16 protein-coding genes are annotated in these 19949 nt (G+C 71.2%); 9 read left to right on the forward strand and 7 right to left on the reverse strand.

Translation table 11 applies throughout. The features are described 5' to 3' along the window. Positions 1–53 precede the first annotated feature (53 nt). A complete protein-coding gene (locus tag OZ403_RS00845; RefSeq protein WP_174259160.1) occupies positions 54–1778 on the forward strand; it encodes a sensor histidine kinase in 1725 nt (574 codons plus the stop codon). A 4-nt stretch (positions 1779–1782) separates the two neighbouring features. On the opposite strand, the gene OZ403_RS00850 is transcribed toward OZ403_RS00845, so the two are convergent. Together OZ403_RS00850 and OZ403_RS00855 are read right to left on the reverse strand one after the other, a co-directional pair. Then, positions 1783–4299 carry an ATP-binding protein gene (locus OZ403_RS00850; protein ID WP_268783254.1) on the reverse strand — a complete coding sequence of 839 codons (2517 nt, stop codon included), beginning with the start codon at positions 4297–4299 and terminating at the stop codon, positions 1783–1785. Between the two features lie 70 nt (positions 4300–4369). After that, positions 4370–4885 carry a GreA/GreB family elongation factor gene (locus OZ403_RS00855; protein ID WP_090490981.1) on the reverse strand — a complete coding sequence of 172 codons (516 nt, stop codon included), beginning with the start codon at positions 4883–4885 and terminating at the stop codon, positions 4370–4372. Positions 4886–4971: 86 nt separating this feature from the next. On the opposite strand from OZ403_RS00855, the gene OZ403_RS00860 reads away from it, so the two are divergent. Together OZ403_RS00860 and OZ403_RS00865 are read left to right on the forward strand one after the other, a co-directional pair. Then, positions 4972–5253: a rhodanese-like domain-containing protein gene (locus tag OZ403_RS00860; protein WP_090490980.1), complete on the forward strand. Its 282-nt coding sequence runs from the start codon at positions 4972–4974 to the stop codon at positions 5251–5253. A 56-nt stretch (positions 5254–5309) separates the two neighbouring features. After that, a complete protein-coding gene (locus OZ403_RS00865) occupies positions 5310–6224 on the forward strand; it encodes a DMT family transporter (protein WP_237077920.1) in 915 nt (304 codons plus the stop codon). Between the two features lie 25 nt (positions 6225–6249). Here OZ403_RS00865 and OZ403_RS00870 read toward each other — a convergent pair whose 3' ends face one another. Next, entirely contained in the window at positions 6250–7194 is a 945-nt protein-coding gene (locus tag OZ403_RS00870; RefSeq protein ID WP_268783255.1) for an alpha/beta fold hydrolase, read from the reverse strand. A 295-nt stretch (positions 7195–7489) separates the two neighbouring features. Here OZ403_RS00870 and OZ403_RS00875 point away from each other — a divergent pair, with 295 nt between their 5' ends. Both OZ403_RS00875 and OZ403_RS00880 read left to right on the forward strand, forming a co-directional pair. Continuing rightward, positions 7490–8785 (forward strand): phytoene desaturase family protein, encoded by a 1296-nt coding sequence (locus tag OZ403_RS00875; protein ID WP_268783256.1) that lies wholly within the window; start codon positions 7490–7492, stop codon positions 8783–8785. 3 nt (positions 8786–8788) lie between these two features. Continuing rightward, entirely contained in the window at positions 8789–9754 is a 966-nt protein-coding gene (locus tag OZ403_RS00880) for a sigma-70 family RNA polymerase sigma factor (RefSeq protein WP_140786661.1), read from the forward strand. Between the two features lie 16 nt (positions 9755–9770). Here the strand turns inward: OZ403_RS00880 and OZ403_RS00885 are convergent, their stop codons facing one another. Next, a complete protein-coding gene (locus OZ403_RS00885) occupies positions 9771–10349 on the reverse strand; it encodes a class I SAM-dependent methyltransferase (RefSeq protein ID WP_140786662.1) in 579 nt (192 codons plus the stop codon). 114 nt (positions 10350–10463) lie between these two features. Next, positions 10464–11273, reverse strand: a complete 810-nt coding sequence (locus OZ403_RS00890; protein ID WP_174258591.1) for a prolipoprotein diacylglyceryl transferase — start codon at positions 11271–11273, stop codon at positions 10464–10466. 627 nt (positions 11274–11900) lie between these two features. Here OZ403_RS00890 and popC point away from each other — a divergent pair. The 3 genes from popC (at position 11901) to OZ403_RS00905 (ending at position 15768) form a co-directional block, all read left to right on the forward strand. Further along, positions 11901–13328 carry a subtilisin-like protease PopC gene (gene popC, locus OZ403_RS00895; protein ID WP_140786664.1) on the forward strand — a complete coding sequence of 476 codons (1428 nt, stop codon included), beginning with the start codon at positions 11901–11903 and terminating at the stop codon, positions 13326–13328. Between the two features lie 63 nt (positions 13329–13391). Beyond that, positions 13392–13808 carry a PopC secretion inhibitor PopD gene (gene popD, locus OZ403_RS00900; RefSeq protein WP_237077921.1) on the forward strand — a complete coding sequence of 139 codons (417 nt, stop codon included), beginning with the start codon at positions 13392–13394 and terminating at the stop codon, positions 13806–13808. 967 nt (positions 13809–14775) lie between these two features. Beyond that, positions 14776–15768: a M91 family zinc metallopeptidase gene (locus OZ403_RS00905; protein WP_268783257.1), complete on the forward strand. Its 993-nt coding sequence runs from the start codon at positions 14776–14778 to the stop codon at positions 15766–15768. Positions 15769–15849: 81 nt separating this feature from the next. On the opposite strand, the gene OZ403_RS00910 is transcribed toward OZ403_RS00905, so the two are convergent. After that, entirely contained in the window at positions 15850–16245 is a 396-nt protein-coding gene (locus OZ403_RS00910) for a hypothetical protein (RefSeq protein WP_161604841.1), read from the reverse strand. A 354-nt stretch (positions 16246–16599) separates the two neighbouring features. Between OZ403_RS00910 and OZ403_RS00915 the strand changes: the two genes are divergently transcribed. Next, a complete protein-coding gene (locus OZ403_RS00915) occupies positions 16600–18996 on the forward strand; it encodes a lytic transglycosylase domain-containing protein (RefSeq protein ID WP_268783258.1) in 2397 nt (798 codons plus the stop codon). A 61-nt stretch (positions 18997–19057) separates the two neighbouring features. Here the strand turns inward: OZ403_RS00915 and OZ403_RS00920 are convergent, their stop codons facing one another. Further along, positions 19058–19804 carry an SDR family oxidoreductase gene (locus OZ403_RS00920; protein WP_268783259.1) on the reverse strand — a complete coding sequence of 249 codons (747 nt, stop codon included), beginning with the start codon at positions 19802–19804 and terminating at the stop codon, positions 19058–19060. Between the last annotated feature and the right edge of the window lie 145 nt (positions 19805–19949).

Raw genomic sequence — 19949 nt, forward strand, 5'->3', positions numbered from 1 at the left:
GTCCGGGGAAGGAGACATGCCTCCATGTTGCCTCTGCTCGCGGGAAGTCCCTCATGGCCTCTGGAAGCGCCCCGCTTTCGATGACGCATCTGGACTCCGAAGAGGCGGACGCCCTGCTGAAGGAGGGCGTCCTCCGGTTGCTGCTCGAGCAGGCGGGCGAGGCGCTCGTGTTGGTGGATGTCACCGGGCGTGTGCTCGCTTTCAACGTGGAGGCCGGGCGTCAGTTCCGCATGAGCCGGCCCGAACGCGCCGAGCAGGGTTGGTTGCCCGGTTGTGTATGGACGCGTGCGGAGGATGCGTCCATGTCGGTGGAGGTGCCGCCCCTGGCACGCGCGCTCACGGGCGAGTGGGTGGCGGAGGCCCGCTGGCGGGTGCGCCGGCCGGATGGGACGCACGTCCTGCTGCGCGCCTCCGCGGTGCCGCTGGAGCACGACGAGGGCCCGACGGCTGGAGCGCTGCTGCGCGCATGTGAAGTGGCCTCGTCCGTGGGGCTGGACGCGGTGGGCTCGGCGCGGCTGCTGGCGGAGGCCGGTGCGCTGCTGGGCGCCGCGTTCGACGATGAGGCCGCGCCGCGGTTGCTCCGCTTGCTGGTGCCCGCGCTCGCGGACGCGGCGGTGCTGTACCTGGGCCTGCCCGGCGGGCCGCCGCGCCCGGTGACGGCGCTGCACGCCGAGCCGGAGCGCCATGGCCTGCTGGAGGAGGCGCTGCGCCGCTACCCGCTGCCGCCCGAGCGCGTGCTGCCGTTGTTCGGCACCGGCCAGTCGGAGCGGTTGCGGGTGACGGAGGCCCACGTGGAGGCCGCCGCGCGGGACGCGGAGCACGCGCGGCTGCTGCGGGGGCTGGGCCTGCGCTGCTACCTGGGCGTGCCGCTGGTGGCGCGCGAGCGCGTCATCGGCACGCTGGCCCTCTTCCGCGCGGATGAAGCCCGCGACTTCAGCGCGGAGGAACTGCGGCTGGCGGAGGAAGTGGCCCGCCGCACCGCGCTCTCCGTGGACAACGCGCAGCTCCTCCAGGAGGCGCGCGAAGCGGTGCGTCTGCGCGACGAGTTCCTGGGAATCGCCAGCCACGAGCTGAAGACGCCGCTGACGCCGCTGCACCTCAAGGTGCAATTGCTGCAGAAGCAGGTGGATGGGATGGCGGCCCACAACCAGCCGGTGTCCGCCGAGCGCGTGTCGGAGACGCTGGAGGTGGTGCAGCGGCAGGTGCGCAAGCTGACGAGTCTGGTGGACAACCTGCTCGACGTGTCGCGAATCACCGCGGGCCGCTTGCGGCTGGAAGTGGAGGAGATGGACCTGGCCAGCGTGGCGGCGGAAATCCTCTACCGCTTCGCGCCGTCCGCCTCGCAGCTGCAGTGTGAGCTGGAGTTGCACGCGCCGGTGCCCGTCATGGGCCGGTGGGACCGGCTGCGGCTGGAGCAGGTGGTGACCAATCTGCTGTCCAACGCGCTGAAGTACGGCGCGGGCCACCCCGTGCGCGTGGCGGTGGAGGCGGAGGGGCTCACCGCTCGCCTGACGGTGCGCGACGGCGGCATCGGCATCTCCGCGGAAGATTTGCCGCGCATCTTCGAGCGCTTCGAGCGCGCGGTGAGTGACAGGCACTACGGCGGCCTGGGCCTGGGGCTCTACATCACCCGGCAGATTGTGGAGGCCTTCGGCGGCACGGTGCGCGCCACCAGTGAGCCGGGGCAGGGCTCCCTCTTCGTGCTGGAGCTGCCGCGCGGTGACATCCCCGAGGAGTGGCTGACGGCGCACGGCGCGCCGGAGCCGTCGTCGTCCTGACGCGCTAGGCCGCGCTCGCGGATGCCGCGGGCTCGGCGCGGCGGGGCAGCCGCACGTGGAAGCTGCTGCCGCGCTGGGGCCCCGGGCTCTCCGCCCAGATGGCGCCGCCGTGGCGCTCCACGATTTCGCGGCAGATGAAGAGGCCCAACCCCAGTCCGCCGAAGTGGCGCGCCTGGGCGTTGGACGCGCGCGCGAAGGGCCGGAACAGGTCCGCCACGTTCTCCGGAGGGATGCCGATGCCCTCGTCGCGCACGCTCAGCAGCACGTGCGTCTCCGCGGCCTCCAATGACATGCGCACCGCGCCGCCGTGGGGTGAATAGCGCACGGCGTTGCTGACCAGATTGGTGAGCACCTGCTCCAGCCGCAGCGCGTCCCAGTCGCCCTCCACCGGGTGGGCGGGGACGTCCAGCTCGAAGGTGACGCCGGACTCGGTGCGCAGCTCGAAGCGCTCCAGCACCTCGCCCAGCAGGGGGACCAGGTCCAGACGCTTGCGCTCCAGCTCCAGCCGCCCGCCCTGGATGCGCGCGGTGTCCAGCAGGTCATCCACCAGCCGCGTCAGCCGCTCCGTCTGCCGGGCCATGGAGCGCAGCGCCTTGAGCAGCCGCTCGCGCTCCGGGAAGTCTCCGCTTTTCTCCAACCGCTGGAGGGTGAGCGCGGCGAAGCCCTTGAGCGGGGTGAGCGGCGTGCGCAGCTCGTGGCTGGCCACGCTGAGGAACTCCTCTCTCGCGCGCACCGCCTCCTTCAGCTCCGTCTGTGTGGCGCCCGTGCGGGCCGCCATCTCGTTGAAGCCGCGGGCCAGCTCACCCAGCTCGTCGTCTTCCTCCACGTCCACGCGCTGCGACCAGTCGCCCGCGGTCAGCGCGGCGGTGGCGGTGCGCAGATGGTCCAGGCGGCGGATGACGTCGCGGGCAACCAGCTGCGACAGCAGCAGGGCCATGAGGACGCCCAGCAGCACCAGTCCCACCACCGCGGCGCTCATGCGCGTAATCGCCGCGTAGGCCACCACCAGCTCCTGCGTCACCAGCACGCTCCACTCCGTGCCTTCCACGGGGGCCTCGGCGGCGAGCATGCGGCGGTCCGCCGCGTCGAAGGCCTCCAGCACGCCGATGCCGGGACGCAGCAGCTCCAGGCTGAGCGCGTCCGGCAGGTGTGCTTCGCCCAGCAGCGGCGCGCCGGGCGCGGTGTCGCGCAGCACCTTGAGGCCGCGCCGGTCCAACACCTGCACGCGGAAGCGCCGCGACGCGGGCGTGGTGGCCTGGCTCAGGCGCTCCAGGGACAGCAGGCCCACCAGCATGCCCCGCACCTCGCCGTCCTCGCGGAAGGGCTGCGTCACCGCGACCAAGGGCTGGCCGGGCGGACGGATGAAGGGCGGAGACACCTCGGCGCCCCGGGTGAAGGCCGGGGGCAGGAAGTCGCGCGGCTCCAGGTTCCACCCCTCCACGCTGGGCGACGCGGCCAGGATGTGGCCCTGGGTGTCCACCGCGAGCGCCGCGTCGAAGGCGCGCTCCTGTGCCGCCAGGTTGACCAGGTAGGGCTCCAGCCGCTCCGGCGCGGCCGCGGCGAAGGCGGCGCGGAAGCCCGGGGACTCCAGCATCAGCGCCAGGGACTCGCCCGCGTCGTCCAGGTAGCGCCGCAGGAAGTCGGCCTCGCCCGCAGCGGCGCGCTGCGTGTCGTCGCGCACCTGCTGTTCAATCGCGTTCTGCGCCAGGTACGCCGCCAGCCCGCCCAGCGCCAGCAGCGGCACCAGCCCCGCGAAGGCCAGCCCGCGCAGCAGCTTCCACCCCACCGTGCGAGGCGCGCGCGGCCGCCAGTCCAGGGCCTGCGCGACACAGGCCAGGGTGAGCACCGCGTACACGCTGGCTCCCAGCCATGAAGCACCCCGGCCCAGCGCGTACGCGAGCAGGGCGAAGGGCACCGCCAGCCCGCCCATGAACAGGGCTGGCAGTTGGCGGTGGAGCCGGTGGGAAGGCAGCAGCAGGCCCACACCGCACACGGCGAAGAGCAGGCCCACCAGGGGCCGCAGGGGCGCGAGGTGGGCGTAGACGGAGAGCGGGAAGCGCTCGGGCACCACCAGCATGGCCACGCCGAACGCCGCGCCGGTGAGCGCCGCGAAGGTGCGCAGCACGGGCCGCTGGCGCATGGCGGGCCAGGCCTCCAGCACCACGCCGCCGAAGAGCACCGGGTAGAGGATGATGCCCGTGAAGCTGCCCGGCAGGACGTTGAGCACCCACCAGTACAGCGCCATGGCCGCGCCCAGCAGCAGGCGTCCCGTGACGTCCAGCCAGCGCGGCGCGCGCGGGTACAGCAGCGCGCCCATGAGCATGATGCTGCCCGTCAGGTACGTGAGGCCCAGCACGCGCACGTACGGGTAGAGCGGCCGGAAGGAGGCCACCCGGAACTCGTATGGGACGTACGTCATCAGCACGCCGAACATCAGGCCCACGACGGCGGCGGGCCAGGTGAGCGGCAGGAGTGCCGGTGGGGACGGCGCCTGGATTTGCGGTGAAGGCGAAGAAGACATCTTTGCGGATTCACGCGCGACGGGCGCCATGGGTGCTAGTGCCCCCCGGGCTTTCGTCGAAGGCTCGACATCACGCGACCTCGAGCACCGTCCACTCGCGGACCTCGCCCGCGAGCATCACTTCCACCGTATCTCCCGCCTTTCGGCCCATGAGGGCGCGCCCCACGGGGGAGGCGGGGGTGATGACGGACAGGAAGCCGTCACCGCCCGGCCCCGTCAGCTCGGTGCCGGCGCCCGCGGGCAGGACGAAGAAGGTCCGCTCGGAGAAGCCCTCCTCGTCCTCGGTGCTGACGTCCACGATGGCGCCCAGCGCCACCGGCCCCTGCCGGGGGAAACGTGGGAACTCCGCCTGACCGAACTTCGTCAGCGCCTGGAGTTCTTCCTGGACCCGGCGGGCCCGCTGGGCCTGTCCGGTGGCGAGGCTGCCGAACTCCAGGGCGGCGCGGCCGTCCTCTTTCTTCTCGGACTCCGTGGCCAGACTGCGGGCGGCCTCGCGGGCCTCCGCCTCGGCGCGGTGGGCCAGCCGGTCGCTCTGCTGGAGGCGGTCCGCGAGCTGGCCCAGGAGTGCATGCTTGTCGAGTCGCATGGGTGGTACAGAACTGTAGCGTCCATGGCGGACACCTCCAGTTTTCGGCCAGTCGCCCCCCGCCCGTCCGGGCTTAGAGTGGGGGCATGACACCCCAGGAACTCTCGGAGAAGGCCCGGCAACTCGTCGCCGAAGGCGCGGTGCTGCTGGATGTGCGCACGCCGCAGGAATTCCAGGAAGGGCACCCCGAGCCCGCCCGGAACATCCCCGTGCAGGAGCTGCCCCGCCGGCTGGCCGAGGTGGGCCCGCCCGGTACGCGCGTGGTGGTGTACTGCGCCGCCGGTGGCCGCAGCGCCCAGGCCGTGCAGCTGCTTCACGCCAACGGCTTCCCGGACGTCTTCGATCTCAAGTCCGTGAAGAACTGGTAGCCAACCGGGGGCAGGTGACACGGGCGCCCGGTTGGAGCAGGGTTCGCCCTCCGGCCATGAGCCGCACGGCTGGCTTCCTCATCGTGGCGTTGTCGGGCGTGTGTTTCGGCGCGTTGGGCCTCTTTGGCCGCCTGGCCTATGCGGCGGGCACGGACGTGGCCACGCTGCTCTTCCTTCGCTTCTCCCTCGCCGGGGCGGTGCTCGCCGGTGTCATGGTGCTGCGCCGCCAGCGGTGGCCCCGGGGTGGGGTGCTGGTGGCCCTGGTGCTGCTGGGCGCCGCCGGGTACTTCAGCCAGTCCGGGGCCTACTTCTTCGCCCTGCAGCACGCGCCCGCGGGGCTGGTGGCCCTGCTGCTGTACTCCTTCCCCGCGCTGGTGGCGCTGGTGCAGCGTGTCGTCTTCAAGGAGCACCTGGGCCGGGTGAAGTGGCTGGCGGTGGTCCTGTCGGTGGGCGGCACGGTGCTGACAGCCGACCTGTCCCAGGGCGGCGCCACGCTGCCGGGCGTGCTGCTGGGCCTGCTGTCCGCGCTGTTCTACACCGTCTATGTCGTCGCCAGCGGCCGGGTGTCCGGTCGGGCGGGGCCGCTGGCCTCCAGCACCGTCATCCTCTGCTCGGCGGGTTTCTCCTTCGGCGTGGCCATGCTGGTGCGTGGCCCTGCCTTCCCCGGCTCCGTCACGGGCTGGGCCGCGGTGGTGGGGCTGGCGCTGGTGGCCACGGTGGCCGCGGTGCTCCTCTTCTTCGTGGGCATCCAGCGCATTGGCCCGGTGAACACGTCGCTGGTGTCCAACCTGGAGCCCCTGACGGCGGTGGTGCTGGGGGTGCTCTTCCTGGACGAGCGGCTCACCCCGCGTCAGGTCCTGGGAGGCGTTCTCATCCTCGGGGCCGCGGTGATGCTGGCCCGCGCCGATGTGCCCCGCGTCTCCCCGGAGCCGCCCGCGGGAGGCGGTGCTCCGGGGACGGTGCCCGGTTAGTCCCGGGCACGCGACTCCATCCGTCCTACCAGCGCGTCACTTCGCGCAGGAAGCGGTGCACGTCCTGGTTGAAGCGCTGCGGCAGCTCCGCATGGGGCGCGTGGCCGGTGTTCGGGTACAGCTTGAACTCGGCGTCCGGCAGGGCGTTCACCAGGGCCTGCTGGTCAGCGACGGGGAAGAAGCCGTCCTGGTCACCGCCAATGACGAGCACCGGCACGCGGATGCGGTTCAGCCGCGCTGAGTGGTCCTCCGCGAGCATGCCGTCCAGCGCGTCCTGCCACACGCGCGCGGGCACCTTGCTGCTCTCCGACACCATCGTGTTGATGTACGACGCCGGGACAGGGCGCACGAAGGTGCTCTCCTGGAACGCGCGGATGAAATCCGGGTCCACCGTGCCCTCGAACGTGTCCACGATGGACTTCAGCTCCAGCGCCACCGGGTTGCCGGCGACGGTGGGCGCCGAGCCGACGAGCACCAGTCCCTTCACGCGTCGCGGGAAGTCCAACGCCACCTGCTGCGCGATGAAGCTGCCCATGGAGTGGCCGACGAGGATGGCGCTGCGCTCGCCCACCGCCTCCAGGAAGGCATCCACGTCCGCGGCGAAGGACTGCTGCGTGTAGCAGCACACCGGGCGCGTCGAATCCCCGTGGCCGCGCTGGTCCAGCACGTAGACGTGGTGGTTGCGCGGGAAGGTGCGCAGGTTCAGGTCCCACGTGTGGTTGGAATCCGAAAAGCCGTGGAGGAACACCACCGCGGGGCCCAGCGGCAGGCCCTGCTCCACGTAGCGCAGCGTCACGCCGGTGCGCAGGCGGACGGAGCGCTCACGGGGCGCGCCGAACAGCTCCTGCTCGGTGGAGGCCACCTCGGCGCCCTCGGGCGCCAGCTGCGTGTCATTCGAGTCGGACTCCGGCGCGGGGCCACAGGCGGCGAGGACGGGAAGAGCGAGCAGGGCGGCGAGGAGCTTTCTCATGCGTGATTGCCTCGGGGCTCTCCGGCGGGAAAGTCCGCCGGTGCATCGAGAAGTCTACGGCTACCTCTGACATTGCCTCGCTGGAAGTGACTCGCGGGGTTGGCGCACACCCGTTTTCAGAGGAGAGCGTCAGTGGGAACCTGCTCGAAAACGCACCGTGGGCGGAAGGTTCTCGCGCAGGCGGCGCGTCTGTCACGGCCGTGCAACACAGGCCCGCGTAACCTTTCGGCCGCCGCCTTCGTGGTGTCGCTGGATGCCCGGAGTTTCACCGGGCTTTTTCGGTGGAGGACGGCACATGAAGGCACCTCGAGTGGCGGTCATCGGCGGAGGGCTGGGTGGCCTGTCGGCGGCGGCGCTGTTGGCGCGGGGCGGTTGCGCGGTGACGCTCTTCGAGCGCGCGAAGCACCTGGGCGGCCGGGGACAGACGTCGGACGTGGAGGGCTTCCGCTTCAACCTCGGCGCCCACGCGCTGTACCAGGGGGGCGCGGGGATGCGCGTGCTTGGCGGGTTGGGCGTGAAGCCCGCGGGCGGCATGCCCGGCGCGGGTTCGTACCTGCTGAGCGGCGGACGCCTGCACACGATGCCGCGCGGCCTGGTCTCCATGTTGACCACGGACGCGCTGGGGCTGCCGGGGAAGCTGGAGCTCGCGAAGCTGCTCGCGGGGCTGGGACGCGTGGACCTGGCGCCGCTGGCGAACATCACCACGCGCGACTGGGTGGAGCAGCACCTGTCGAACGAGGACGCCCGCGCCTTCATCCTGGCGCTGGTGCGGGTGATGACCTACTGCGCGGACGTGGACGCGATGAGCGCCCAGTCCGCCGTCGCCCAGCTCCAGGCGAAGCCGGCTGTGCTCTACGTGGACGGCGGGTGGAGCACGCTTGTCTCCGAACTGGAGACCCGCGCGCGCGATGCGGGCACCCGGCTGGAGCTCTCCGCGCGGGTGAGCGCCGTCCTGCTGGAGGATGCGGGCTCGCGCGTTCGGGGCGTGCGGCTCGCGGATGGGACGGAGCACGCGGCGGACGCGGTGGTGGTGGCGGGCGGGCCGGGTGACATCGCGGCGCTGCTGCCCGCTGACGCGCTCCTGGCGCACGAGGCGGCCCGCGCCGTGCCCGTGAAGGCGGCTACGCTGGAGCTGGGGCTGTCCCGGTTGCCCCGTCCGGACGCGCTGTTCGCGCTCGGTACCGATGGCCCCTGGTACGCGTCGGTGCACTCCGCGGTGGCGAAGCTGGCGCCGCAAGGCGGCGCGATGGTGCATGTGATGCAATACCTGGGCGGCAGAGGCCCGGAGGCGAGCGAGGCCCGCTTGGAGGAAGTGATGGATGCGCTGCAACCCGGCTGGCGGACGTCCGTGGTGGCGCGCCGTTACCGGCCCTCCCTGCTGGTGTCGCACTGGCTGCCGACGGCGGAGACGGGTGGCCTGTGCGGACGCCCCTCGGTGGAGGTGTCGCACGTGCCTGGGTTGTACCGCGTGGGAGATTGGGTGGGGCCGGAGGGCTTGCTCGCGGAGGCGTCCTTCGCCAGCGCGGAGTCGGTGGCGCGCGCGCTCGTCCCGGGCCAGCAGGTGGCGTCTCGCCGGGCAGTGGGGCGCTGACGCATGGACCGCTCCGCGCGCGAAGGACTGGCGCAGGCCGTGCGCGAGCACGAGCGCTTCCTGTGGGGGCTCTGCTACCGCATGACGGGCGTGTCGGCGGACGCGGAGGACCTGGTGCAGGAGACCTTCGCGCGCGCCCTGGCCTCGCCGCCCGTGCGAACGGAGGCGCTGCGCCCCTGGCTGACGCGGGTGGCGGTGAACCTGGCCCGGGACACGTTGCGGCGGCGCAAGCGCGAGGGCTACGTGGGACCCTGGCTGCCCTCGCCGCTGGACACGGGAGAGGAGGAGCTGCCGCCCCCTGGCGTGGAGGCGCGGCTGCCGGGAGGCGGCTCCACGGAGGGACGCTACGCGCTGCTGGAGAGTGTCTCCTTCGCCTTCCTGCTCGCGCTGGAGGCGCTGTCTCCCAAGCAGCGGGCGGTGCTGCTGCTGCGCGACGTGTTCGACTACTCGGTGCGCGAGGTGGCCGAGGCGCTGAACATGAGCGAGCCCAACGTGAAGGTGGTGCACCACCGCGCGCGGGCGGCGATGGCGGCGTACGACCGAGCCCGCTGCCTGCCGACGCGGGAGTTCCAGGCGCGCTCCCGCGCCGCGCTGGAGGGCTTCCTGGGCGCGCTGCTGACGGGGGACGTGGCGGCGGCGGAGGCGCTGCTCGCCAGCGACGTGTGTGCGCTGTCGGACGGCGGTGGCCAGTACCGCGCCGCGCGCGTGCCAGTGCTTGGACTGTCGCGCGTGCTGCTGCTCTACCGGCGGCTGATGGAGATGCGGGGGCTGCCCTCCGCCGTGGAGCCGCGGATGCTCAACGGCCTGCCGGCGGTGGTGGCTGTGTTTCCTCCGCCCCAGCGCGACCCGCAGGTGGGCACCCAGATGGTGGTCCGCGTGGAGCTGGGGGCGGACGGGCGAATCACCCAGGTCCACTCCATCCTCACGGACCGCAAGCTCGCCGGGCTGCGCATGCCCGTGCCCGCCTGAGCGCTCCGGTGGCGCGTCAGCTCGCCGGGCGCCGGGCGATGATGAGCTCGCTCACGCCCTGGAGCCGCTGCACGCGCCGCTCGACGTCGAAGCCCGCGCGCCGCACCAGGTCGAACGTGTCCCGGTTCAGCCGGCACCCGCCGCTCACCCGCATCCAGGCGGGGGTGAGCAAGTCTTGCACGGTGGCCAGCGCTGGCGAGGGCGCGCGCACGTGCTCCAGCATGCGCAGCGCGCCGCCCGGGCGCAGGACCCGGAAAATCTCCGCCAGCGCCCGCGCCGGGGCCTCCACGCTGCAGAAGACGAGGCTGGACACCACGGCGTCGAAGGAGGCGGCGGGGAAGGGCAGGGACTCCACGCTGGCGTACAGCAGCCGCGCGTCGGGCCGCCGTCGCTGGGCGCGCGCGAGCGCCGCTTCGTCCACGTCGATGGCGGTGACGGCGGTGACGGTGTCCGGGTAGCCGGGCAGCGCCAGACCGGTGCCGGTGCCCACCTCCAGCACGTGGCCGGACAGGCCGCGCACCAGCTTGCGCCGGGCGGCGGTGAGGCCCAGCCAGCCCAGGGGCGTCATGACTGCGTCGTACGCGAGTGCCTTCATGCAGCAGCCTCCTCGTCAGAAACGCGCGGGCCCGGAAGCCCGCCGCGGATGCGCCGGAACTCCGGGCCCATGAGACGCCAGGCTGCCGCGAGAAGGGCAGCGGACGTTGCTGCCCTACCGCGCGCCCACCGTTCCCGGGCTCTTCGGCGACGACGGCGGCGGCGAGGAGGCCGTGCCCGGCTCCCGGCGCCGCAGGACGCCCCAGAGGCCATAGAGCACCAGCGCGATGCAGCCGTACTGCGCGGGCGTCAGTCCGAAGTAGCGGGCGTCCACGTAGGCCATGTCCGTGGCGCGCAGGTAGTCGAAGAAGAAGCGGCACGTCGCGTACAGCACCGCCAGCAGCGGCAGCAGGCGCCCCTTCAGCTTCCCCGCGTTGCGCAGCGCGTACAGCACGCCGCTGATGGCGAAGAGCGCCATGGCGTCGTACATGCCCAGGTCGTGCCGAGGGCCGCCGGGGAAGGCCACCGCCAGGAAGAAGTCCGTGGGCACGCCCGGGTGGTCATGCACGGCGAAGCAGCCCAGCCGCGCCACCGCCCAGCCTGGCGCCACGCCCAGGGCGAACGAGTCCGCGTAGTCCGAGAAGCGCAGCTTGCGGACCTTGAAGAACACGACGGCGGCGAGGATGCCGCCCAGGAGGCCACCGAACGAGGACAGGCCATCCCAGACCTTCAAAATCTGGAACGGGCTCTTGGACAGCTCCTCCGGGTGGTAGAAGAACAGGTGCACCCAGTGGCCCACGACGACGCCGACACCCACGCCCCAGGGCGCGAAGTCGGCGAGCGGCTCCGGGTTCAGGCCTTCGCGCTCGGCGTTGCGGCCAAGCAGGCGAGCGGCCAGCAGGATGCCCACCGCGACCAAGATGCCAAAGGGCTCGATTTTGAGGGGCCCCAGCTCAATCGAGGGGGCGTGCCAATAGGGAATCACGTCAGGCGGCTCCAGGGGATGCGAACGTCCCACCCTTAATCCGGGCGGAGGGATGTGGGCGAACAATCGTCGGAACGGAGTCTTTCCCGGCCTCGTCTTCTCTGAGGTCGGGTGGAGGACACCGCTCCTGTGTGCCTCCGGGCACCTCGCTCGTACCCGGGAGGGAATCACTCCCACTTCCGGACGTTCGCGCAAGGCCAGTTAGAACCGAATTAATCCATTCGTGCGTGTACTACGGGAAATCCGTGGTTTTTTGTCAGGCCCTTCCTGTCCAATCGAACGGGAACGCAGGGCCTCTCTGGAGGAAGGGGGACAGGCATGACGCCGCGAGCAGACTGTCACGTCGGGCCGGGCGCGCGACTGCGCGCGCTCCTGGCCGCGCCACCCCTCGCCCGGGCGACCCCTTCCACCCGCCGGGCCGGAGGTCCCGGGGGGACGTCGCCACAGGCACGCGGCGCGGATGACGCGCTGGCGGGCCACCGCTGTCGGAGGCGCGCGGCCACGAGCGCGGCCCCATTGCCCCTGTCGCACGCGCGAGGCTCCGCACGCGACGGGTGCTGACCTGATGCCGGACGACCTCGCCTCATGCGTCCGGCGTAGCACGGTGGTTCAAGGAGCACACAACCCATGAAGTCCTACCTGTTGGTTCCAAAGGAGTCCATCGAGACGCAGGCTCGCGTGGGGCCTCGCGGCACGGAGCAGGGCGAGCGCGTGCTGTCGCGCACGACGGCGCTGCGCTTCGCGGTGGCGAACAAGGCGCCCGACGCGTTGTTCGCGCTCGGACTGCGGTCGGCCACGCTGCCCGGCCCGCGCCCGCCCGTCAGTGGACAGGAAGAGCGTCGTCGGAAGGGCAAGGGCGCGAAGTCGGCGCGCATGGGCACGCGCGGCGCGGACGCCTCCACGCCGCCCATGCCGGGCGCGACGGTGGCCGAGCAGACCGGCTCGGAGCCGGGCAGCTACCGGTACATGCCGCTCATCGGTGCCACCATGGCTCACTTCTACGAAGAGCATACGGAGAAGGAAGCCCGCGGCGAGCTGGAGCGCGACTTCGAGTTCATCCCCGACGTCGTCCCGTTGTCCTTCCCTGGCCCGGTGTCGGCGGGACAACCTGGACCGCGCAACCGGGGCATGTCCTCGCTGGCCGAGCGCGAGTGGCCCGACGAGTCCGGCGTTCCCCTGGCCCACGCCCAGGGCATCCGCGGCGCCGGCGTCATGCTGGGCATCCTCGACACCGGTGTGGACGCGGACCACCCCGAGCACGCGGCGCGCGTCATCCAGTTCCGCTACGTGTCGCTGTTCCCCAACTCGCCGCACAATCCGGCGCGTGACATCCGCGGCTTCGACCCGGACGGCCACGGTACGCACGTGTGCGGCATCGCCGCGGGTGTGCACCACGGCGTCGCCCCGGAGGTGGACCTCTACGTCGCGTCCGTCATCGAATCGGAGACCATCCGCACCAGCCTGGGCCGCGTGGCCGCGGGCATGGAGTGGCTGCTGCACCAGTTCAGCCGCCCGGAGAACTCGACGCGGCCCGCGGTGGTCAACCTGTCGCTCGGCTTCCCGCTGATGCCGCCGCCCGGCATTTCGGAGGCTGACTACAACCTCAACCTGCGCGCGCTGCAGACGATGATTCGTCGCCTGCTCGACAGCAATGTCCTGCCGGTTGTGGCGGCAGGTAACAGTGGACCCGACACGGTTGGTTATCCAGCCGCCTTTCCAGAATCACTGGCTGTCGGCGCGGTCGACTTCGAGCGTAACGTGGCCACATTCTCCGCGAGTGGCACCGTGGGTAGGCGCGTCGTGCCGGACATCATGGGGTATGGCGTGAATGTCTATTCCAGCACGGAGCGTCGTTGTAACAACCAGGCGTTCTACGAGCGAATGAGTGGCACGAGCATGGCAGCGCCTTATGTAGCGGGTATCGCGGCGCTGTACCGTTGCCGTGCCCCTGACTTGACGGCGCTCGAGGTGAGGGATTTGATCCTGTCGAATGCGGTGAAGCTCCCTCGGTCGGGAACGCACAAGACAGGCAAGGGCCTGGCCGTATTCAGGTGACGGTGGTGGTTGAAGCCGGGGTCGGCGCCATTCGAGCGCCGGACCCGGGAGAGGATGAGGGCCATGGGCAGGAAGAATGGCGAGTGGGGGGACGTCCGGGTCGGCGGCGTCCCGGGTCTGTCCGCGCGCGTGCGCCCATTGCCGGGCGCCGCGGGTGCGGACACGCAGCCCGACTGGATTGACGTGACGGTGATGCCCCGCGAGGAGCCGGCGGCGGCGTCGCGTGGACGCACGTCTCCACGTCCGCCCGTCCGCTCCCGCGCGGAAGTGCACCAGGCCGGCCTGGCCGAGAGCGCGCGCTTCCACCAGAGCCTCATGCGCTGGCTGGAGGCACACCATCTCCTGGGCGCGGTGCGCTCGGTGAGCGAGCCGGGCTCCATGCCCATGCTCCACCTGCGCTGCGCGCCGCGGGTGCTGGACCAGCTGCGCCGTGCCCCGGAGTTCGAAGCGGGCACGATGATGCCCCTCGACCTCATCTAGCGGTGGGTGCCCCTCGCCTCGCACCCCTGGTCTGGGACTCCCTCCCTGTCTGAAGAGGGCTGCCCGGGTGGCTCTGCCGCCACCAGGAAAAGCGTGTGTTCCCGCCTTTCCTGAAGATGTGGCCGAGCCTTCGTTTCCGCTACTGAGAACCGACGGCTCCGCCGCTTCTTCCTGAATAGCTTGGAATCTCGTGATTAGCCCGTCATCCTGCCAGTCGCCCGCGAGTCGAAGGGTGACGTCGGCTGGCGGACGGGGTGAAGCGCACCGCGTGTGAGGCTGTGCGTGCGGCGACGCGGTGAGCAGTGATTGTCTCCCATTGTCGCCGTGTCTCTCTGTCACCCGCGTCGCGCGGTGTGACGTCCATTGCACACGCGCACAGTCAGTTCGTCCCCATCTCGTCCCGGTGCCGCCAGGAAAACCAGGGACCTGCGTCTGTTCGTTGAAAGGCACGAAGGTTGCCTTTCGCGGTTATTGGACGCGAGCCCCGGAGTCCATCCATGCAACTGGCGATGAAGCCCTCACGAGGTGCGTGCAGCCCTTCTCACCTGGAGGTGGCGCGATGACGGCCTGGAAACCAGGAAGCTCGTGCCGCCGCTGCCGACGCAGGCGCTCCCCCCGGGTGTCCCGTCCGCCCGCCACCTCCAGCGCTCCGAAGGCCAGCCCCCACGCCAGCGTCGCGGCGCGGTGCGTGGCCGGCAGGCGGTGTGGGTGCCTGGCGTCGGGCCACCGCAGCGTCCGGCGCCGCGTGGAGCGGATCCGCCGCCAGACGCGGCAGTGGTGGTGACTGGTGACGCCAGTCACCAGTCGGTGAGCGGCGTCACCGGGCCGCCTGTCCCACCAGGCCTCAGAGACAGGCGTAACCCATTGAAATCACGTCCCTTTTGAAGCGCGCTCTGACGCGCTGCGATAGGCACGGGAGATGCTCTGGTGTCGGGGAGTCGCCTACCTCCCGCACCCGAGGCTCCCCATGAAGATCCGCTCCAAGCCGTCCTTCTCCAAGCCGTCCACGTCCTCCTCCTCTTCCTCGCGTTCCCGCTCCAGCAGCGCGCCCCCGAAGGTGGACACCAGCAAGACGCAGAAGTCGGAAACCTCGGCCAGACCCAACGCCCCGCGCCCGACACCTGGCGAGCTGCAGACGGGCAAGGACAACCTCAAGCGCACGGACTACGGCGTGGTGCACCCGGACCTGCAGGGCATCCGCACGCGCCGTGACAGCGGCCAGTCCGGCGCGGACTTCGCGGACTTCAATTCGGACGTGCGCAACTCCACGCACCAGCTGATGAATCAGCCCAATGGCCGCCGGATGATGACGGAGCTCGACGGCCGCACGCAGGCGGTGAACCCTGGCGCGACGGGCACCCTGCGCAACCCGGTGACGGTGATGGACGTCTACTCGGGCCGCAATGCCCCGCTGCCCAATGCGCAGGCGCCTCGGAACGACGGCACGTTCGAGTCGACGCGTCCGGCGTACCGCACCGGCGGCCAGCCTGGCGCGGGCCGGCCCAGCGACATCAAGTACAACGAGCAGGGCTCCGGCTCGCGCGTCGCCAGCCTGGGCCACGAGTCGGTTCACGCCTGGCGCGGGGCCAACGGGCTCCAGGTCAGCCCGCTGCAGGCCAGCAAGCACGCCAACGCGCCCGTTTTCAACCGGCAGCCGGCCTACACGCACGCCATGAAGGAGACGGTCGACGACCGTCTGCGCCTCACGGAGGAGTTCGAGACGGTGGGCTTGCGTCCCACGCCGCACACGCCCAAGGGCTGGGCGCCCAGCGACAACATGATTCGCGCCGAGCACGGGCTGCCGCTGCGCCAGGACTACTCGGGCATGCGCCCGGGCAACAACAGCAACGACACCAACCTGAGCATGTTCGACCAGGGCTCGGACAACCGGAGCTTCTTCCAGCGGATGAGCGGCCAGCCGACGCCCATCGGCAAGATTCTCAACGACCTGGAGGGCTGAGCAGCGCCTTCATGAAAACGGGCCCTCGTCATTCCGCACGAGGGCCCGTCACTGCCTCATGAGCTCGAGCTCAGGGGCGCCTCACGGCGCGGGAGCCAGGACGCACGTGCCGTTCTGCTCCACGTAGCCCGCGTCGCAGTGGCAATGGTCGCCATGGGCATGGCCGTGCTCGCCGCAGTCGAGCGCGGGCTCCTCGGCGACGACGCAGGTACCGTCCTGCTCGGTGTAACCCTCGTCGCAGTGGCAGTGGTCACCATGCAGATGTCCGTGGCCACCACATTCCTCGACGGGCTCCTCGGCGACGACGCAGGTGAGGCCGTCCGCGACAAAGCCGTCGTCGCAGTGGCAATGGTCGCCATGGAGGTGCCCATACCCTCCACACTCGATTTCGTCGGAGTCGGAATCAGAAGCGCCGCAGGCGGCGAAGAGAATCGCCATCGCGGCCAGGAGGGCCAGTCGAAGAGGTCGAGGATGCATCACGGTTCCCGGCACATGGGTGAAATGGCGCGAAGCGTTCAGGCTGCTTCGGCGCGTCTGGCCGTATCTCACGTGCAACATCAATTCGCAACTGTGTTGCAGTAGATTCCTGGGTGCTTGATTCGTGGCTGCCGGAGCGCGCGCGGGGCCGGGTGGTGCCACCCGCTACCTGTCCGCAGGGCGTCCTACGTGCGTGCGCGCGCCGCCGTTGGGTATCGAGCATCCGGTGTCGCACTGCGGGGCGCGCTGTATCCGCTGGATGACGGGCGCGCGGAAAGTCGTGTGCGGTACCCGTCCCAATCGCACGCCGAGTGACGATGCATTGCCGCCCCTGGATTCAAAATGAGGGCAGTCATGGACGGACTTCGAGCAGGTGCCGTGGTGTTCCTTGCGTGCGCGGGCATGCTGGGAGCATGTCCTTCCTGGGCGCAGGCGCCCCTGGAGGAAGAGCCCGGCGAGGTGCTCTCCGAGGACCAGCTGGAAGCGCTGCTCGACTCACCCGTGGCGCAGCCGTCCGACGGAGAGCTGTCCACCGCGGCCTTCGGGCCGGAGCAGCTGGCGCCGTACTTCGCGGAAGGCACCCTGGCGAAGGCCCACGCGGAGTTCCGGCGTGGGCGCTACGCGCGAGCGCGGAGCCTGCTGGCCCAGGAGGAGGCCACGCCGCAGGTCCGCTTCCTCATGGCGCAGAGCGCGCTGCTGGCGCGCAACCACGCGGTGGCAGCCGAGGAGTTCGCCGCGCTGGCGGACGGCTACGGCGCGCTGCGCGACCACAGCCTGCTGCGGGCCGCCCAGGCCAACGAGCGGCTGCGCAAGCTGGACACGGCCGCCGGGCAGTACCGCGGCGTGAGCCCGGGCTCGCCGCTGTACCCGGAGGCGCGCTTCAGCCTGTCGCGGGTGCTCCAGCGGCGGGGGGACATTCCGGGCGCGTTGACGGCGCTCCAGGAGCTCATCGACAGCCGCCAGTCGCGAGGGCCCGACGCGCTCCGGATGAAGGCGCTGCTGGCCATCTGCGACCTGGCGCGCGCACAAGGGCAGTACAACGCCGAGCACCGCGCGCTGCTGGAGGTGTGGGCCACCAGCCCGCTGTCGAACGAGGCGAGGCGTGCCGAGAAGCGGCTGAAGGGCCTGCCGCTGCCCCTCAAGTGGCGGGTGCGCCGCGCCGAGGTGCTGGTGGAGTTGCACCGCAACCATGCCGGCATGGCGCTGCTGGACAAGGTGCTGCCGCACCTGGATCTGCCGGACGAGCTGGCCTGCCGCGCGCACCTCACCTACGGCCGGGCGCTGCGCAAGGAGCGCAAGCACCGCCGGGCCATCGAGGTGCTGGAGCCGATGGTGGCGGGCTGCACCGCGTCCGAGCAGCGGCCGCAGGCGCTCTACATCCTGGGCTACTCCCAGTCGGTGGTGGAGCCGAAGGCGGCCGTCACCACCTACGCCACGCTCGCCCGGGACTACCCGGAGCATGGCTACGCGGATGACGCGCTCTTCTTCGAGGCGTGGTTGCTCCAGCGCACGGGCGACGTGGATACGGCCCTGGCGCGCTACGAAGAGGCCGCGCGGCGCTACCCGGCGGGGAACTTCGCGTCGGAGTCGCTCTTCCGTGCCTTCTGGCTGCACTCCCGCAAGGCCAACGCCCCGGCGGCCCTGGCCGCGCTGACGGCGGTGGAGAACCTGCCCGAGGCGGCGCGCACGGACGAGGCGCTGTGGCGCTCGCGGTACTGGCGTGCGCGCATGCAGGAATCCGGCGCCTCCGCGCAGGCGGCGCTCGATGCCTACGCGCACATCGCCGCCGAGCGCCCCGCGGCCTGGTACGGGATGCTGGCCCGCTCACGGCTCGCGCTGCTCTCTCCGGAGCGCGTGGCGCGGCTGTACCCCAAGCCCGTGCCTCCCGAGGCCATGGAGGGCACCGGCGGCTCCGGCCGCGATGACGCCCCGGCGGACGAAGCGGTGGAGGAGGTGGGCGAGTCCGAGGAGATCTGGCCGCTGCCGCCTGGCGCGCTGGCGAAGGACGCGCGCTTCAACGCGGGCGTGGAGCTGATGCGCCTGGGGTTGCCCGGCGCGGTGGAGGAGTTCCTCGCCGTGGATGCGCGCGCGCTGCCCGAGGCCCCGGCGCGGCTGCTGTATCAGACGCTGAAGCGCACCGGCCGCAATCGGGCCGCGCGGCAGGTGGCGCGCACCTCGCTGAAGCAGGAGGTGCACGGTCCGCTGAGCGCCGCGACCCGTCCCATCTGGGAGGCCACCTGGCCGCTGGCGTACCGCTCGTCCATTGCCCGTTACGCACGGGCCCACCGCGTGGACCCCGACTTGCTCCAGGGCCTCATCCGCGAGGAGAGCCGCTTCAATGCCCGCGCGCGTTCAGCCACGGGCGCGCTGGGCCTGGCGCAGTTGATGCCGGCCACGGCGCGACAGGTGGCGGACTCACTGGATATGCCGATGCCGGGCGAGTCCGCGTTGCTCCAGCCCCACACCAACATCCGCCTGGGCGCGGCGTACCTGGGACAGTTGGTGAAGCAGTTCGGCGGCAACGTGGCCTACGCGGTGGCGGCCTACAACGCGGGGCCTCGCGCGGTGGAGCGCTGGCGGCATGCGCTGCCCGAAGCGGAGCTCGACGAGTGGGTGGAGCACATCGGTTTCGAGGAGACGCGCGAGTACGTGAAGAAGGTGCTGGGCAGCTACAGCGCCTACAAGCTGCTCTACGCGGACGAGCCCGCGCTGCTGCGGGACTTGCGCCTCAGTGACGCCAGCCGGCGGTGAAGCGCGGCGCCGCAGCGGAACCTCCAGGCGGCACGCTGCCGTGCCGCCCGGAGGAGGGGCCTCAGAAGTTGAGGCCGCCGTCCACGTCGATGGTGCGGCCGTTGAAGTAGTCGCACTCCAGGATGAACTTCACGGCGAGCCAGATGTCCTCGGGCAGGCCGATGCGGCCCACGGGGATGTTGGAGACCAGCGCGTCGCGGGCCTTCTGGTTCATGCCCTGCGTCATCGACGTCTCAATCATGCCCGGGGCCACCGCGCCCACTCGCACGCCGAAGGGGCTGAACTCACGCGACCAGGTGACGGTGTTGGCCGCCAGCGCCGCCTTCGCGGACACGTAGTTGGACTGACCGCGGTTGCCGTGGCGGGCAATGGACGACATGTTGACGACGACGCCGCCCTTCTGGCCGGACTCAGCGACCTTCGCCACCACTTCGCGCACCATCAGCGTGGCGCCCGTGAGGTTGACGCCGATGACGGCGTTCCAGTCGGCGGTGGACAGCTTCTTCACCTCGCCGGTGGTCCGGTCCTTCTTCACCAGCAGCGCGTCACGGAGGATGCCCGCGTTGTTGATGAGGCCGTTGAGGCCGCCCATGGCGCCCTGTGCCCAGTTCACGAAGGAGACGATGTCCTCCTCGGAGGACACGTCCAGCTTGCGGCGGTGGATGCCGGCGGGCAGCGCGGCGAGGCGCTCCTCGGCCACGTCACCCACGGCCACCTGGGCGCCCGCCTCGTGCAGGCGCTGCGCGAAGTGAGCGCCCATGCCCTGGGCGCCGCCCGTGACGATGATCTTCAGGTCCTTGAGCTGCATGTGTCTCTCCGGCAGGTGGGGTGGTACGAAATGCCGCGCAGGGTACGAAACCCCGACCGCGCTGGCCAGCGGCGAGCGATTTGAAACCTGAATCAATCTTCAACTTCACCGAAACGAAAAGCGCCGCGCCGTTTCCGACGCGGCG

Source organism: Myxococcus sp. NMCA1 (assembly GCF_026810205.1).
GTDB lineage: Bacteria > Myxococcota > Myxococcia > Myxococcales > Myxococcaceae > Myxococcus > Myxococcus xanthus_A.